General features: G+C 39.9%; 9 protein-coding genes. All 9 read left to right on the plus strand.

Going from position 1 to position 16,780, the window contains the following annotated elements:
* The first annotated feature begins 76 nt into the window (after window positions 1-76).
* The 9 genes from CDW55_RS05020 (at window position 77) to CDW55_RS05060 (ending at window position 16,679) form a co-directional block, all read left to right on the plus strand.
* Window positions 77-3,001 carry a SusC/RagA family TonB-linked outer membrane protein gene (locus CDW55_RS05020; RefSeq protein WP_088468595.1) on the plus strand — a complete coding sequence of 975 codons (2,925 nt, stop codon included), beginning with the start codon at window positions 77-79 and terminating at the stop codon, window positions 2,999-3,001.
* A gap of 12 nt (window positions 3,002-3,013) precedes the next feature.
* Window positions 3,014-4,525, plus strand: coding sequence for a RagB/SusD family nutrient uptake outer membrane protein (locus tag CDW55_RS05025; RefSeq protein ID WP_088468596.1), 1,512 nt, complete (start codon window positions 3,014-3,016; stop codon window positions 4,523-4,525).
* Window positions 4,526-4,838: 313 nt separating this feature from the next.
* Entirely contained in the window at window positions 4,839-7,691 is a 2,853-nt protein-coding gene (locus CDW55_RS05030) for a SusC/RagA family TonB-linked outer membrane protein (protein ID WP_088468597.1), read from the plus strand.
* A gap of 12 nt (window positions 7,692-7,703) precedes the next feature.
* Window positions 7,704-9,149 (plus strand): RagB/SusD family nutrient uptake outer membrane protein, encoded by a 1,446-nt coding sequence (locus tag CDW55_RS05035; protein ID WP_088468598.1) that lies wholly within the window; start codon window positions 7,704-7,706, stop codon window positions 9,147-9,149.
* A gap of 168 nt (window positions 9,150-9,317) precedes the next feature.
* Window positions 9,318-11,246 (plus strand): putative porin, encoded by a 1,929-nt coding sequence (locus tag CDW55_RS05040; protein ID WP_088468720.1) that lies wholly within the window; start codon window positions 9,318-9,320, stop codon window positions 11,244-11,246.
* Between the two features lie 3 nt (window positions 11,247-11,249).
* Window positions 11,250-12,836, plus strand: coding sequence for a bacillithiol biosynthesis cysteine-adding enzyme BshC (gene bshC / locus CDW55_RS05045; RefSeq protein ID WP_088468599.1), 1,587 nt, complete (start codon window positions 11,250-11,252; stop codon window positions 12,834-12,836).
* Window positions 12,837-12,874: 38 nt separating this feature from the next.
* Window positions 12,875-14,782 carry a LysM peptidoglycan-binding domain-containing protein gene (locus tag CDW55_RS05050; protein WP_088468600.1) on the plus strand — a complete coding sequence of 636 codons (1,908 nt, stop codon included), beginning with the start codon at window positions 12,875-12,877 and terminating at the stop codon, window positions 14,780-14,782.
* 109 nt (window positions 14,783-14,891) lie between these two features.
* A complete protein-coding gene (gene fabD / locus CDW55_RS05055; RefSeq protein WP_088468601.1) occupies window positions 14,892-15,767 on the plus strand; it encodes an ACP S-malonyltransferase in 876 nt (291 codons plus the stop codon).
* 6 nt (window positions 15,768-15,773) lie between these two features.
* Complete coding sequence (locus CDW55_RS05060) at window positions 15,774-16,679, plus strand: GYDIA family GHMP kinase (RefSeq protein ID WP_088468602.1); 906 nt, start codon at window positions 15,774-15,776, stop codon at window positions 16,677-16,679.
* The last annotated feature ends 101 nt before the right edge of the window (window positions 16,680-16,780 follow it).

Below are 16,780 nucleotides of genomic sequence, written 5' to 3' on the forward strand. Positions count from 1 at the left end.
GATTAAATAATTAAACAGTTTGTAATGTTAAATAAAATTAACATATTTGCCGCAATAATATTAAAAAAGTGTTAATATGAATGTGAAATTAAGAGTATTGAGTATTGGGGCCATGTTTTTTGCTGCCCAACACTTGTCTGCACAGAGCGACACTACCAAAGTTCAGAATATTGATGAGGTGGTTGTAGTGGCTTATGGAACGCAAAAGAAATCAACATTAACAGGATCTAACCTTCAAGTAGGTGCGAAAGAGATTGAAAACAGACCGATTTCCAATGCCCTTCAGGCTCTAGATGGAGCGGGAGCAGGTATTCAGATTGCAGCGTCTTCGGGACAGCCTGGTGATTCGCCCGCAATCAGAATCCGTGGTGCAGGTTCATTCCTGGCGAGTAACTCACCGCTGATTGTAGTAGATGGTGTTCCTTTTTCCGGAAACCTTAACTCGATTAACCCCAATGATATCGAAAGTCTTAACGTTCTTAAAGACGCTGCTTCCACATCTCTATATGGTTCTTCGGCTGCAAATGGTGTAATCCTGGTAACTACTAAAAGAGGGAAGAAAAATTCCTCACGAGTAACCCTTAATTCAAGTACAGGTATCATTGGTAGATTTGTACAGGAATATGACCGTGTCGGTCCCAAAGATTATTATTTGCTTACATGGGAAGCAATGAGAAATGGTAGATTGCTTACTGCAGGCCAGACTGTAGCAACTGCTAATGCTTATGCTACTGCTAACCTAATTACAGGTAACCTGAAAACCAATGTATTTAATGTTCCGGATAACCAACTGATCGTTGATGGAGTTTTCAACCCAAATGCGCAACTGAAATATAATGATTTCGATTGGGCAGATGCGATCATGGGAACAGGTCTGCGCAACGAACACAGCATCTCTTACTCTGGCGGTAACGATAAGAGTACTTTTTATTCATCTCTAAACTATATGAAAGAAGAGGGATATGTAATAAAATCTGACTTTGAGAGAATGACACTGCGTTTGAATGCTACTTCACAGGTTAAGCCTTGGTTAAACTTAGGGACCAGTCTTAATGGATCCTTCTCTAGCGGTTCTAATGCAGTAGATGGAGAAAACAATAACGCAGCATTTGTAAACCCATACAGATGGACACGCGGAATGGGGCCGATCTATAGTCCTTATAAACATGATCCGATTACAGGGCAAAGAATGTACGATGCTGATGGAAACGTAATGTACGATAATGGAGCGATGCGTGGGCCTGATGCTGCATCTGGAAGAAACGTTGTATGGGAAACACTACTGAATGATAATATTACTGACGCCTACAGTATTCAGGGTAACGTGTTTGCAGAAGCACAGATCTTAGAAGGATTAACCTTCCGTACTAACGGAGCATACAATTACAGGGGAACACTTAATAAGACCTATACCAATACGCTAATTGGTGATGCAATAGGAATTGGTTCTGCTGCAAGAATGGCCTATTTCCGAAGAGATTTTACGTGGAACCAGATCTTAACTTACAACAGATCTTTAGGTGATCATAACTTCACTTTAATGGCAGGTCACGAAAATTTCGAGGAAAAATATGACTATTTATATGGTTATAAGAGACAGCAGATTCTGGAAGATCAGTTCGAATTCGATAATTTCGTAGACAACTCATCACTAAGTTCATCATTCAACAGAAGAAGTAAGGAGGGTTATTTCGGGCGTGCGAATTATAATTATCTGGAGAAGTACCTTCTTGAAGGATCTATCCGTTGGGATGGTTCCTCGCGTTTCCGAGATGAAGTAAGATGGCAGTCTTTCTGGTCAGCTGGTGCCGGATGGGTGATTTCACGAGAAAACTTTATGAGTGGGATTAGCAAAATCGACTTCCTGAAATTAAGAGCATCATATGGAGAGGTAGGAAATGACAACCTTTCGAGCTGGTATGCATTCAAATCTTTATACGGAATTGGTTACAACAATGGAACCGAAGCAGGAACGATTCTTACCACCGTAGCTGATCCTGATGTTCACTGGGAAACAAAAGCACAAAGTGACGTTGCCCTAGAGTTTGAATTGTTCGACAGAAGACTGAAAGGTACTTTAGAATATTACAACTCCGAGACCCGTGATCTTCTTTTTGCAACGAAGAAACCGCTTAACGCAGGTATACCCGGTAACGAAGTTGTGACAAATATCGGTGCAATGGTAAACAGGGGTTATGAAGTAACGCTTTCAGCAGATGTAATCCGCAATCAAAACTTAAAATGGAATATCACTGCATTTGGTTCAACCTATGAAAATGAAGTAACTCAACTTGAAGAATCTTTTATCAACGGTACGAAGAAAATTGAACAGGGCAAAGACATTTATGCATTCTATCTTAGAACCTGGGCTGGTGTAGATCCTGCCGACGGACAAGGACTTTTCGTGCTGGATCCTGCTAAATCTGTACTTAACGCGACTGACGAAAGAACAGTGAATGGCCAGAAGGTTACCACAAACCTTAATAAAGCATTGCTGGAGTATCAAGGATCTGCAATACCAGATTTCTTCGGAAATGTTTCAACAACAGTTAATTTCAGAAACTGGGAACTTTCTGCAGCGCTTAACTATCAATTCGGTGGTTTAATCTATGATACAAACTATGCCAATTTAATGACAGCTTATCCTCAGGGTGGTGCTCTTCATACTGATATTTTTAACAGATGGACAACTCCAGGACAAATTACCGATGTGCCTGTATTGAACTCATCGTACACTGCAGGTCCAGCTGCGGCCTCTTCAAGATGGCTGATTGATGCGAGTTATGTAATGCTCAGAAATGCAACCTTAGGGTATAATTTTAATAAGGACATTATTAAATCTGTAGGAATTTCCAGTCTTAAACTTTTTGTAAGCGGTGAAAATATCTGGATGACAAGCAAAAGAAAAGGTTTGGAACCTTATCAATCATTCAACGGTACTACCACAAACAGATACTCCCCTTCTAGAATTGTTACCTTTGGTTTAAGTACAACCTTCTAAATTTAAATTAAAATGAAATTTTTCAATAAAAAATCAATTTTTGTAGCAGCTGCATCTGTACTGCTTGCTACGGCAGCATCCTGTGAGAGAGAGTATCTCACAACAGATCCTACCGATTCTGTGAGTTCATCAACCGTGTATTCTTCTGTAGCTAACATGACTACAGCAATCAACGGGATGCACCGTAATATGCACCTGCGTCAAAATTCAAGTCAGGGCCAAAATGGTGCAACCCATATCTTAATTTACATGGACGTAATGGGTGAAGACCTTATTTTCCCTGCAACTGGACCGAACTGGTTTGTGAGCACTATAAGATGGCTGGATAATGCGAATGCTAACTCTGGTAATCTTTTCTATCCGTACGATTTCTTCTATGAGCAAATCAGAATGGCTAACGATCTTATCAATTATGGTCCTGCCGCTGCCGGTGATGCTACCGAAAGAGAACGGGTAATGGGTGAGGCTTACGCATTCCGAGCATATTCTTACTTCATGCTGAATCAGATTTATGCAAAAAGATATGTTCCCGGCAGTGCAAACACTCACCTGGGGGTTCCTTTAAGATTGGATGATAGCATGACTCCGATTCCACGAGCTACCCTGGAGGCTAACTATACCCAAATCAAGGCAGACCTTCAGCAGGCAATCAGCTTACTTAATGGTAAAGCAAGATCCAACAAATCACACTTTAATGTAAATGTGGTAAAAGGCCTTATGGCGAGAGTTGCGCTAACAACAGGGGATTATGCAAACGCTGCTACTTATGCAAATGAAGCAAGACAAGGCTTTGCATTAATGAACAACACGGTTTATAAGTCTGGATTTAACAGCTATGCTGTAAGTGAATGGATGTGGGGATATAAACCGATTGCAGCTACTTCTGATTACTTCGGTAACTTCCATGCGTATATGTCCAGAAACTATAACTCATCACAAATCCGTCAGGCACCAAAAGTTGTAAACAAACTTCTTTTCAACAGTTTCCCTGCAACGGATGTGAGAACACAGGTGATAGATCCAACCGGAGCGCATACTTCACTCAATCTGCCTTCAACTTATCTTAAGGTGCCGTATACCTCACAAAAATTCCTTTCTGTAAATGCAGAAGGAGCTCTTGACAATAATACAAGTTTAGGTGATATTCCTTTTATGAGGTCAGCTGAGATGTATCTTATTGAAGCAGAGGCTTTGGCAAGAAATAACCAGGAAGCACAATCAAAAGTGGTCTTCACTCAGTTAGAGCAAAACAGAAATCCTGCCTATGTAACTTCCACAAAAACTGGTCAAGCCTATATCGATGAAATTCTTGCCAGCAGAAGACTTGAGCTTTGGGGTGAAGGTTTCAGATTCCTCGATTTAAAGAGGCTGAATATGCCATTGGACAGAACAAACACGAACTACGCACCTGTAGTAGTTAATAACTTATTAACCGTCCCTGCGGACGATAAGCGTTGGACATGGCTTATTCCACAGGCGGAAATTGATGCATCCAAAGGACTTGTTGAGCAAAATGAACTTTAGAATCTGTTTTAGCATATAACAAATTATTGCAAGTTCTTAAAATCACGGAAACAAGTTTTGTTAAGTCAAGTTAAATAAGCTTTCATCCGATAAAGCCATCCGAAAGGGTGGCTTTATCATTTTATTACAGGTGGGCACATTAGGTAATTTTCACCAACCTTCCCTGTATGCCTACTACTTCTGAAAATAAAACACCTATATTTCGCTATTATGTTAACAAAAATAAAAATAACTTAAGGATATGGAAATTTTAATTTGGCTATGTTAAAATAAATTAACATATTTGCGAGATAAAATATTAAAATGTGTTAATATGAATGTAAAATTACGAGTTTTAACCATTGGTGTTCTGTTCTTTAGCGGACATGCGTTAATGGCTCAGAAAGCAAAGAGAGATACTGCTACGAAGACAAAGGATATCGAAGAAGTAGTGCTTGTAGGAGGTATTAAGTTGGATCCGGCAGTTAAAATGGGATCTTACACTGTGGTGTCAAAGGCGAACTTCGAATCTACGCCAGTAGCCTCAGTTGATGAAGTTCTGAACGGCAGAGTAGCCGGATTAACTTTTTCAACAAATGGCGGAGATCCTGGTTCTACTAACCTCATCACCATTAGGGGGGTTGGGTCTTTAATCGGTACACCAAACCCGCTGTATGTTATCGACGGAGTGGTTGTTGGTAAAGGTTCCGACAATGCCCAGGTGATGGAATCCTGGAATCCGCTGGCCAGTATTGATCCTAACTCCATAGAAAAAGTAGCGGTACTGAAAGATGCCTCTGCAACTGCCCTTTATGGTGCGAGAGGAGCCAACGGTGTGATTGTAATTACCACGAAGAGAGGACGTTTTAATCAAAAAACCAGGTTTAACGTCTCCAGTGATATGTCGGTACAGGATATTGCTTTTGACAAGCAGAAATATATGAATGCCAATGAGTTTTTACAGTGGGGTGGGCAGATGCTGGTAAACAGTGGCGCTTTTACTGATTTACAGGCGGCAACCGCTCAGTTTGCGGAAGATAATAATTATGACGGAGTTAGTGACGAAAACTGGCAGGAAAAAGTTCAGAGAAGAACATCAATTGTAAATACATATAATGTTTCAGCTACCGGAGGGGGTGAAAATACCTCTTTCCGTTTGGGCGGTTCATATTACCAGAACGAGCCTTTGGTTCTGAACAGTAATTTTGACCGAATCAGTTTAACTTCAGCCATCGATCATAAAATTTCAGATAAATTTAATCTGGCTTTTAATGCGAATTTTACGAATGTAGAAAGAAAAACCTACGATGATGGCGGTGCCTACAGAAACCCGTGGCTTACCAACTGGTATATTGCGCCTATTTATCCTGCATATAATCCCGATGGGACCTACAATCAAACAAATTTAGGTAACGGGAACGATTTTTTCAACCCTCTTGCCATTCAGGAAATGGACTTTATGAAGGGTTCTATTAAAACTTTTGTCTCCTCGGTAACCGCAGATTTGCAGGTGATGAAAAATGTATATGCCAATTCACTTTTCGGGGTACAGTATCAGGCTTTGGATGAAAAAACGTATTGGGATCCGCGAATCGGAGATGGTTTGACCTACAACGGGTATGTTCTGGAAAGTAGATCAAGTGCATTTGACTGGAACTGGAATAACTCTTTAAGCTACCGAAATACTTTTAATGACAGACACGAAGTACAGGCTTATCTGGGGATGGAATACCAGGAACACAAGTACTACTCTTTAGGTGCTCAGGTTGATAATCTGTCTCAGCCTATTCCTTATATTTCGTTTGGTACCGACTATCTTCAGCCATGGGAAGACCGCTTGAAATGGACGCAGATTTCGTATTATTCCCGTTTAAACTACAATCTGGATAAAAAGTACTCCTTTTCTGCCCAGGTTCGTAGAGACGGTAATTCAACTTTAGGTCTTAAAAAATACGGGAATTTCTGGTCTGTAGCCGGTGCATGGACGATGTCTGAAGAGAATTTTATTCCCGAGTTCTTCAATCTTTTGACTTTAAGAGCAAATTATGGGGAAATTGGAAATATTCCTTACGCTGATCAATGGTATGTACAGTACAACGCTCTTGCATTGGTAAGTCCTACGTCATTATACGCCGCCGATCAGGCAACAACGATTTCTCAGCCGGGTAATCCGGATCTTCGCTGGGAGGTTTCAAAACAATATAACCTGGGGTTAGATTTTACCATTTTCGATAATATTTTTAATGCATCCATCGATGTGTATCAAAGAAAAACCGTTGATGCTATTTATTCTTACACCACTGCAACCACTGCGGGAGGACCCGACAGCTATTTAACAAATGTAGGGGATATCTTAAACCGTGGTTTGGAGGTAACAGCAGGCGTAAAACCTTTTACGGGTGAGTTCACATGGCTCATCGACGGTAATTTTGCCTATAACAAAAATACGGTGGAAAGTATTTCAAACCCTGGACAAATTGATTTATCTGGAGTTTCTAACAGTATGCGTGCCATTAGCGAAGGTCATCTTTTGGGTGAATATTATACCTATGAATGGGCAGGAGTAAATCCCCAAACGGGAGCAGGGATGTTCTGGACAGATGCTTCGCATACTGAAACCACAACCAATAGAACCGCAGCACAAAGAGTATGGCAGGGTAAAACTCCTTTCCCTAAATATACCGCAGGTTTAAAAAGTGAATTCAGATATAAGAAATTCAGTTTAAGTGCTTTCTTTACCGGTCAGTTTGAATATTCTGTGCACAACAGATGGCAAAACTATATCTTAGGTGACGGGTCGGCGATTAACAACCAAATCACTGATGCGCTTTATGACAGCTGGACTCCATCGAATACCACTGCCTCTAATCCGATTCAATTGCTTAATAATCCATCAAATGCGGCAGGACCGTCTACAAGATGGATGAGAGATGGAGACCACATAAGACTTAAAGAAGCAAAACTGAGCTACAGCTTTGGAAATGTTTTGAAAGATGCCGGTGTTGATAATCTTACGCTCTATTTAAGAGGAGTAAACTTATGGCTTTATACATTTGATAAAACATTAACCTTCGATCCCGAAGCGAACTCCAATGCAGCCGGAGCGTCGTGGGCCGGTAAAGGTTTGTATGACTACACATCACCAATCATGAGAAGTGTTTCGTTTGGTGTTTCGTTAGACTTTTAAAAAAATATTACAATGAAATTTACAAAAATATTTATAGCAGCAGCGTTTACTTCTTTACTCGTGCTGCCCTCATGTTCCGAAGAACGCCTGATTGAAAGTCCTGTAGATCAGTTTCCAATTGAAGACGCTATCAGGAGCGAAAATGATATGAGAAGCATCTTAAATGGTGTTTACGACCAGTACTCTACTTCTACTGCTTTTGGTGCTGATATTCTGGCATTTGGAGACCTGATCTCAGATAACGTATTTATTACTGCACTTCCATCGGATGTTGCCTACAGAAATACAGGCTTTTTAAACTGGTCGGCCGACATATCAGATTTTGGTATGCTTGATGATCTTTACGACGGGATCGTTCTGGCCAATACCGTTGTTAACAATACCGCTTTGCCAAATACACCTAATGTTTTGAATCTTAAAGGTGAAGCCAGGATTGCCCGTGCTGTAGGTTATTTTTATGCAGTAGCATTTTATTCGCCAAATCCAACCTCGAATATGAATCAGGAATTTGGTGTACCTCTGAATCTGGGAAATTATGACCCCAACCAGCAGTTGCCGAGAGCTACAGTAGATGCGGTATATGAACAGATTATCACTGATCTTACCACAGCTTTAAGTATCATGACTGATGAAAATCCTTCTAACAAAGGCTTTTTAAGTCCTACAGCTGCGAGGTTATTATTATCCCGGGTTTACCTTACCAGAGGTAAAGCGGGGGATTACCAAAAGGCTATAGATTACGCTGATCAGGTAATTAATTCTGCCAGTGGTTCTTTCAATTTTGTTTCCAAAGAAGATTATGTGAAGTACTTTACTGCGGCCGATATTAATTCCAGTGAAAATCAACCTGAAACAGTTTGGGAGATCAATATGAATGCGACATCCGGTGAAAACCCTGGAATTAACAGTTCTCTTTCTTCTTTTTATGAATTCAACGGTTCCAAGAAAAGGTTTTTATTTACACAAAACTTTTATAGTACCTTTGCATCATCAGACGTAAGACGCTCACTGTTTACTTCCACAGCGGTTCCAACCCAGGATGATCCGCGAGGTATTTGGACCCGAAAATATTTCAGAACGACAAGTGAAGGGCCTTTTGCCCAGAATGTAAAGATTTTCAGAATGTCTGAAGCCAAACTTAATAAAATTGAAGCCTTGTTCAAAATAGGAAACACCGCGTTGGCATTAACCGAACTCAATGATTTTGCGGCATCAAGAGGCGCAGTACCTTACGCTGCAGCAACGCTTGAAAATATCCTGAACGAAAGAAGAAAAGAATTCTTCGCGGAGGGACACCGCTTCTTCGATCTTAAAAGAAATAACTTAGGTTTTGCAAAACTTACCAACTGCTATAGTATCGTTTGCGAAGTAGCTCCAAATGATAAGCTTTTTGTAATCCCGATGCCTTTAAGAGAAAGAAATATCAATCTTAATATAACTCAATATCCTGGTTGGTAAAAAAACTTCATAACACCTGAAAAGCCCCTGTTTTAAAACGGGGGTTTTTTATTTCCCCATATTTCTTACATTTGTACACCAGGTTTAATGAAAGCAGAAATTCTTAAAGACCATAATTTTTGGATCAGCTGCGTTTTATTGAACATACTCATTATTAAAAGCAAACGGATGAAATATCTTCTTCTCTGTATACTGTTCTGTGGATTCGGGATGAACGCGCAGGTTGTGAATAAAACCGATTCCAACAGAGTAAAACCACAGGATACGCTTGTGATCGATTCGGGCAGGAAAGATTCGCTGCAGATCTTTAAACCTACGATTTACGATTACCAGTATCACACCCAGTTTTCTGAGAAGAAAATTTTTGATACGGTTTTTACCCACGACAAAACTTTTATTTTCTCGCAGTACAATAACCGCGATAATTTCGGGAGAATACAGTTTGCCAATATCGGTTCTGGATTTAACCCTCTGGTTTTCGAGGTGAATACAGAACAGAATCTTTCACTTTTACCGACCAACAAATCTTTCAATATTCTTGGCATCAATGATGTGAAATATTATGATGTGAAAACGCCTACCGCGGCCTTCATCTATCATAATTCGGTAAGCAGCGGCGCTGAACTGCAGTCTACCTACACACAGAATATCGGCAAAAATTTCAATTTTGCGGTGGAGTATCTCGGTTTGCGGTCACTCGGGATGTACAAAAACGCACTGGCGTCGAACAATAACGTTATTTTCTCGGGACATTATACTTCTAAAAACAATAAGTATGAGGCATTTGCCCATTTTCTCCATCAGAATGTCAACAACCAGGAAAATGGTGGCATTGCAGATACAGATCTTTTCCTGAGTGGGAACAGCAATTTCGACAACCGTCTGAATATTCCTGTAAACCTGAATTCGTCCGATTCTCGTTTTGGGTACCGCAGGTATTATTTCAGTCAGCAGTTCCGGCCGTTTTCGTCTGAGAAATTTCCGTTTAAGATCCGCCACACGATCTTTCATCAGGGAAATAAATATTACTACAACCAGCAGTCTGCGGAACCGTATTATTTTGATGAAGCCTCCGGTTTAATTGATTATCCGCTGTCGTCTAAAAAATATTCCAAAAATCTGAGCAATACGGTGAGTGTGCTTTTCGATAAAGAAAATTTCAAACTCGATGCGGGCGTGCGTCATCAGCTTATCAAATTGGGAGTTGGAGCCCCTTTACCGGCATTTTTAAATATTCCGCAGGAACTTTCAGAAAACCGTATTGGTGCGGTGGGAAATCTTCAGATTAAACTTTGGGATAAAATTGCCCTGAATTCAAATCTTGAATTTTCAAACGGAAATGAATTCGGAACTTTTCTACGCTCTCAGAATTTAATGAAATTCGAGCCCATTGAAGGTTATTTCGTGAATGCGAAAGTAAATTTCCAAAGTGCCTCGCCGACATTCAATTTACTCCTGAATCCTTCGGTTTACCGACAGTTCAATTATTATCTGGAAAATCCAGCCAACGAAACCATTACGGAAATTGGTGGCGATGTCAACCTGAAATGGTTCCAGAGCAAAGTCTTTGCGAATTACTTCAGAATCGATAACTATACCTATTTGGATGCGGCTGCAGCGCCGAAACAAAGCGAATCGGCCTTGAATATTTCACAAATTGGCGGCGAAGCTACTTTTTCTTACGGAAATTTCCATCTGAATCCGAAAGTGCTTTTTCAGAGTGCCATTAACAATAAAGATCTTTTGCCGATGCCGAATTTTGTGGGACGCGCAAATCTTTTTTGGCAGGGGAAAGCCTTCAAAAAAGCCGCAGAAATTCAGGCGGGTATTAAAGTATATTATTTTACCAAATTTGCCTCCAGAGAATATTTCCCGGTGCTGAATGAATTTATTTTGCCCAACGCAAACTCCCAGTCCATTGGTGGGCAGCCGATTGCTGATGTTTATTTTAATATGAAAGTGAAGCGGATGTTTTTCTTCATCGAAGCGCAGCATCTCAACACGACTTTCATGCAGAACAAATCCTTCACCGCACCCAATTATCCGATCTACGATTTCCGTCTGAATTTGGGAATCGTTTGGTATCTTTTCAGTTAAATCATGGAAAAAAACAACAGCATATCTTTTCTGGATATTGAAAGTATTCCGCAGCTCATCAAAGATTTTCTGATGCAGAAGGTTGATGGTTTCGGGAATCAGGTTTTTAATGATAAAAATATTGAACATCAGTTTCAGCTCAAAGCTCAGGAATTTAGTTCTGAAAAAAGGCAAATGCTTTTTGATGTTCTGAAAGACCAGTATTTCGGTTTTAAGTTTTCTGAAAGACAGGAAGAAAATTTGAATTCAGTTCTTCAGGAAAACACTTTTACAGTAACCACGGGACACCAGCTGAATCTTTTCACAGGTCCGGCATTTTTCATTTATAAAATTCTGCAGACGATAAAACTCGCCGATGAGTTAAACAGAAAGTTTCCCGGCAGAAATACGGTTCCCGTTTTTTGGATGGCAACAGAGGATCATGATTTTGAAGAAATCAACCACTTTAAAACAGAAAACAGGTATTATGAAACCAAGGCAAAAGCCGGTGGAGCTGTGGGAAGAATTATTGTGGAAGATGATTTCTTTATATCCGAATTCGAGGAAGAATTTAAAGATTCAGTTTTTGGGACTGAACTGATTTTGCTGATGAAAAAAGCCTATAAAAAAGGCAATTCACTGGCTCAGGCGACCCGTATTTTAGTTCAGGAACTGTTTGCAAGCTACGGTTTACTCGTGATTGATGGTGACGATGTAAAACTGAAAAGCCAGATGAAAGAGCGGTTCCGAAATGAACTTCTTCATCAGGAGCTTTTTGAATCTACAAAAGAAACGGTAGCATACTTATCTGAAGCTTACGGAAAAGTTCAGGTGAATCCGCGGGAAATTAATCTCTTTTATCTTACAGAAACCAGAAACCGCATCGAATGTAACGGTGAAAAATTCCAAATTGTTGATACTGATATTACTTTTTCTAAAGAAGAACTCTTAGAAGAACTTGAAAAGCATCCTGAAAAATTCAGTCCAAACGCGCTGATGAGACCTGTTTATCAGGAAACGGTTTTACCGAATCTGGCCTATATCGGCGGCAATGCCGAAATTATGTACTGGCTGGAACTGAAGGATTATTACGGGAAAACGAACCTTGCTTTTCCGGTTCTCATTCCGCGGGTTTCCCTGCTTTTTGTGCGTGATAAAAACCTGGAAAAAGTAAAAAGATTCGGTCTGGAGATCAATGATTTTTTTAAGAATTTTGCTGCGGTAACAAAAGATATTTTGCTTCAGGATAATGAAATTCTTAATCTTTTAAATGAAGAAGAATCACTGGTCAATCAGAGATTTGATGAAATTTCAGCGAAAGCTTCTCTTACCGAGAAAAGTTTCGGAAGTCTTGTGAATGCTGAGAAAACGCGTCAGCTGAAATCTTTCGCAAGGATGAAAAAACGGCTTCTTCGCGCTGAAAAAATAAAACAGAATGAAAAACTCGAACGTTTGGAGCAGCTTTTTCTGCAAATTCACCCCGGAAAGAACTGGCAGGAGCGTGTTTTCAACTTTTCAGTTTTTTACGCTGACCTGGGCCACGAATGGCTTCAAAATTGTTACCAGGAAATAGACGTTTATAGATCGGAATTAATTATTCTCAGCATTTAATTTTAAAGCAGTATTTTTGCACATATTTATCATAACAGATGATCAGAAAAATTTTCTTACTCTCAAGTTTAATCACATTTTCTGGGTTGTATTCCCAAAAAATGCATACCGTTGTTAAAGGCGACAATCCCTACAACATTTCGAAGAAATACGGCATCAGCATTGATGAATTATACAAGCTGAATCCGAAGGTGAAAGACGGTAAAATTACCCTCGGTGAAGTTTTGGTAGTAAATAAATCCGGTGCTACAAAGGCTGTTGCCAGTGAACAAACCAGCTCCGAATTAGGTAAAATTATTCTTCAGCCAAAGCAAACGGTATATGGAATTACAAAACAATATCAGATTTCTGAAGCCGATTTGCGCAAACTGAATCCAAATTTGGATTCGCACATGAAAATTGGTGACGAAGTGGTGTTGCCTTTAGATAAGATTAATAAATTTGGCGGTAGCCAGCCTGTAGCTTCAAATGTTCCAGCGGCAAATCCTCAAACGGCAGCGGTTGAAGTAAAAGCAGAAGAAAATAAGGCTGATGAAGATTCTTACCAGATTCAGGAAAAAGACAATTACTATAAACTTACAAGGAAATTCAAACTTACCCAGAAAGAACTTTTCGCGCTGAATCCCGGCCTTGAAGCAAGAGGTTTGCAGCCCGGAGAAATAATTAAAGTAAAAGGAGAATTTTCAAATACATCTGCGGTAGAAGAGCCAAAAGCTACACCAGTTTCTGAGGTTTCTACCAACAATTATGAAACCACTTCGGTGAGCGATGATTATGTAACGTACACCGTACAGGCGGGAGATACCGTTTTCGGAATTCTGAATAAATTCGGTGTGAGTTTAGATGAATTATTAAATCTCAACCCAAATCTTTCCCAAGGTTTGAAGACAGGAATGGTCCTAAAAATCAAAAAGCTGGATGCGGGCTATGTAAAAAAATCCGGTGATGCACTGAATGTCGTTTTGATGTTGCCTTTCGGTTTTGATACTGATGATGCAAGAGCCAGAACGCTTTCTCTCGACTTCCTTGCAGGGGCGAAATTAGCCATTGAAAGAAATGCTGCAAAAGGCCAAAAGCTTGATGTAAAAGTAATCGACGCAGGTAATGAAGCAAGTTTCAAGAATTCTTTAACCCAGATCAATGCAGGAAATACCGATTTAATTATCGGGCCGTTCTTCAAATCGAGTGTACTCCAGGTTCTGGATTATGTGAAATCGAATAAAATTCCGGTTGTCGCGCCATTCGCCAATACTGATGATCTTTTGAAATATGATAATCTCATCCTTATCGAAACCAACGAAATGGTTTATGCAGACAGAATCGTGAAGGAAGTAAAAGATGCATATTCTGACCAGAAAATTTACATTGTTGCTGATGATGACAGATCAAAAGCCAATTATCTGAAAACAAATCTGGAAAAAACGATTAGAAATGCCTCCGTTAATATCGTGAATTCTCCGGCTGATATTCAGTTGGATAAAAATATGATGACCGGCCAGTCGGCTCCTGTTATTGCAGTGTTAGCCAATGACAAAGATTCTGTAGGTGATGCCTTTGCCAACCAAATGATTACACTTTCCAAAGAGGTAGAAAACGTAAAAGCTTTCAGTATGTATTATTCGCCGGTATTCGAGAAAAAAGTTGACGAACTCAGCGCAGCCAATCTTGTATATCTGATGGACAGAAAAATTGATACTGAAGGAGATTTCGAGAAAGAAATTTTGGCTGCCTACAAACAGAAATATTGCAAAACGCCTTCTAAATATGCGGTAATCGGTTTCGATGTTGTGAATGACATGCTGAGCCGCGAAAATAAAAAAGGTGAAATTTTCAAACAGATGAACAAAGTGCAGACCCAGTTGGCAACTAAGTTCGAGTTTGAAAAAACCAAAAACGGCGCTTATGTGAACAAGGGTTACAGAGTGGTGCGTTTGTTACCGAATTAAGACACAAAGTATCTTCTCCGGGAGATAAATCCGAAAGGACAATGATAAATAAATATGTAGTTGATTATTCTGAAAAATCAACGGAGTCAATTTTTTCTAAATAATTTATATGAAAGCACTTGTATTTCCTGGGCAGGGTTCACAGTTTGTGGGTATGGGAAAAGAATTGTACGATTCGCGGAAAGACATTAAAGATCTGATGGAATCTGCCAACGATATTTTAGGTTTCGATATTCTTTCAATCATGTTCAAGGGGACGGAGGAAGACCTTAAAAAAACCGAAGTTACCCAACCGTCTATTTTTATTCACTCGGTAGCTGCACTCAAAACCATCAACGGTATTGGTTCTGAAATGGTTGCAGGCCATTCTCTGGGCGAATTTTCCGCTTTGGTTGCCAACGGTGTATTGTCTTTTGACGATGGATTAAAACTTGTTGCGGCGCGTGCCAATGCCATGCAGGAAGCCTGTGATGCTAATCCCAGCTCTATGGCTGCCATTCTTGGTTTAGCCGACGAAAAAGTGGAAGAAATTTGTGCTTCAATCGACGGAATTGTGGTTCCTGCAAATTATAACTGTCCGGGCCAGCTCGTGATTTCGGGTGAAACTGCAGCAGTAGAACTTGCTTGCGAAAAAATGAAAGAAGCGGGTGCAAAACGCGCCTTGATCTTAGCTGTAAACGGAGCTTTTCATTCACCATTAATGCAGCCTGCACAGGAAAAATTAGCTGCAGCGATTGAAAAAACGAAGTTCAGAACGCCTATGATTCCTGTCTATCAGAATATTGTAACAAAAGCAGTTACCGATCAGGAAGAAATCAAACAGAACCTGATTAAGCAACTTACAGGTCCCGTAAAATGGACACAATCTGTACAGAATATGATTAAAGACGGTGCGGATACTTTTATTGAAGTGGGTCCAGGAAAAACATTGCAGGGACTGATCAAGAAAATCAACATCGAAGTTACCGTTTCATCAGCAGTGTAAGGAATGATGGGTAACCTATTTTCACCGGGAAAATTATTGCTCACTTCAGAATATGTCGTCTTAGATGGCGCTTTGGCTCTTGCCGTACCTACAAAATGGGGGCAGGAGTTTTTTTTTGAAGAAAACGAAGATGGTAATTCTATGGTTTTTTGGGAAGCTTATCATCAGAATTCGCTGTGGCTGAGCGCAGAGATCGATTATAAAACCTGGAAAATTGCAGCGACTAACCTTCCGCAGGCTGCAGAATTTGTCCTGAAAGTTTTGCAGAATGTGCAGAAGCTCTCGGATATTAAATTCAGATCAGATTCATCCTATCATTTAAAAACCAACCTGCAGTTTCCGGCTGATTATGGGTTGGGAAGCAGTTCGACACTGATGAATAATCTCGCAGATTGGGCTGGCATTGATGCTTTCGAACTGAATGAATTGAGTTTGGGCGGCAGCGGTTATGATATTGCTGTGGCTAAAGCAAAATCTGCCATTCTTTATCAGAAAACTGATAGGGATAGACTGATTAAAGCTGTAGATTTCAATCCTGTTTTTATGAATGACCTTATTTTCATTCATCTCAATCAGAAACAGGACAGCCGCGAAGGCATTGAAATGTACCGTGCGAAGCCGAAATCACCTGAACTGATTGAAGCATTTTCGTGGATTACTGAAGAAGTAATGACATGTGAAAATTTAGAATATTTTTCGCAGTTAATGGAAGTTCACGAACGAAAACTTTCAAACTTTCTCGGAATAAAAACCGTAAAAGAAAAATATTTCGAAAACTGCCCTGTTTTTGTGAAAAGTCTGGGCGCCTGGGGCGGTGATTTTGTGATGAGTACCAAATTTACAGGTTTTGAAGACTATTTTTCGGGAAAAGGTTTTCACCGTTTTTTTTCGTGGGATGATTTAATAAGTTGATTGTAAGCAAGTTGCGTATTTTTAAATTTCTTGTGAATTCTGACGAATATCAGTAGTTTTAGAAGCATTTTAATAACCTATAATAGGTAAATTTGTTTTAT

It is taken from the genome of Chryseobacterium sp. VAUSW3, from assembly GCF_002205795.1.
GTDB lineage: Bacteria > Bacteroidota > Bacteroidia > Flavobacteriales > Weeksellaceae > Kaistella > Kaistella yananensis.

Excerpts from the sequence above, each read along its gene's own strand:
- CDW55_RS05020 (WP_088468595.1), top strand. The coding sequence starts at position 77 with ATGAATGTGAAATTAAGAGTATTGAGTATTGGGGCCATGTTTTTTGCT.
- CDW55_RS05025 (WP_088468596.1), top strand. The coding sequence starts at position 3,014 with ATGAAATTTTTCAATAAAAAATCAATTTTTGTAGCAGCTGCATCTGTA.
- CDW55_RS05030 (WP_088468597.1), top strand. The coding sequence starts at position 4,839 with ATGAATGTAAAATTACGAGTTTTAACCATTGGTGTTCTGTTCTTTAGC.
- CDW55_RS05035 (WP_088468598.1), top strand. The coding sequence starts at position 7,704 with ATGAAATTTACAAAAATATTTATAGCAGCAGCGTTTACTTCTTTACTC.
- CDW55_RS05040 (WP_088468720.1), top strand. The coding sequence starts at position 9,318 with ATGAAATATCTTCTTCTCTGTATACTGTTCTGTGGATTCGGGATGAAC.
- bshC (WP_088468599.1), top strand. The coding sequence starts at position 11,250 with ATGGAAAAAAACAACAGCATATCTTTTCTGGATATTGAAAGTATTCCG.
- CDW55_RS05050 (WP_088468600.1), top strand. The coding sequence starts at position 12,875 with ATGATCAGAAAAATTTTCTTACTCTCAAGTTTAATCACATTTTCTGGG.
- fabD (WP_088468601.1), top strand. The coding sequence starts at position 14,892 with ATGAAAGCACTTGTATTTCCTGGGCAGGGTTCACAGTTTGTGGGTATG.
- CDW55_RS05060 (WP_088468602.1), top strand. The coding sequence starts at position 15,774 with ATGGGTAACCTATTTTCACCGGGAAAATTATTGCTCACTTCAGAATAT.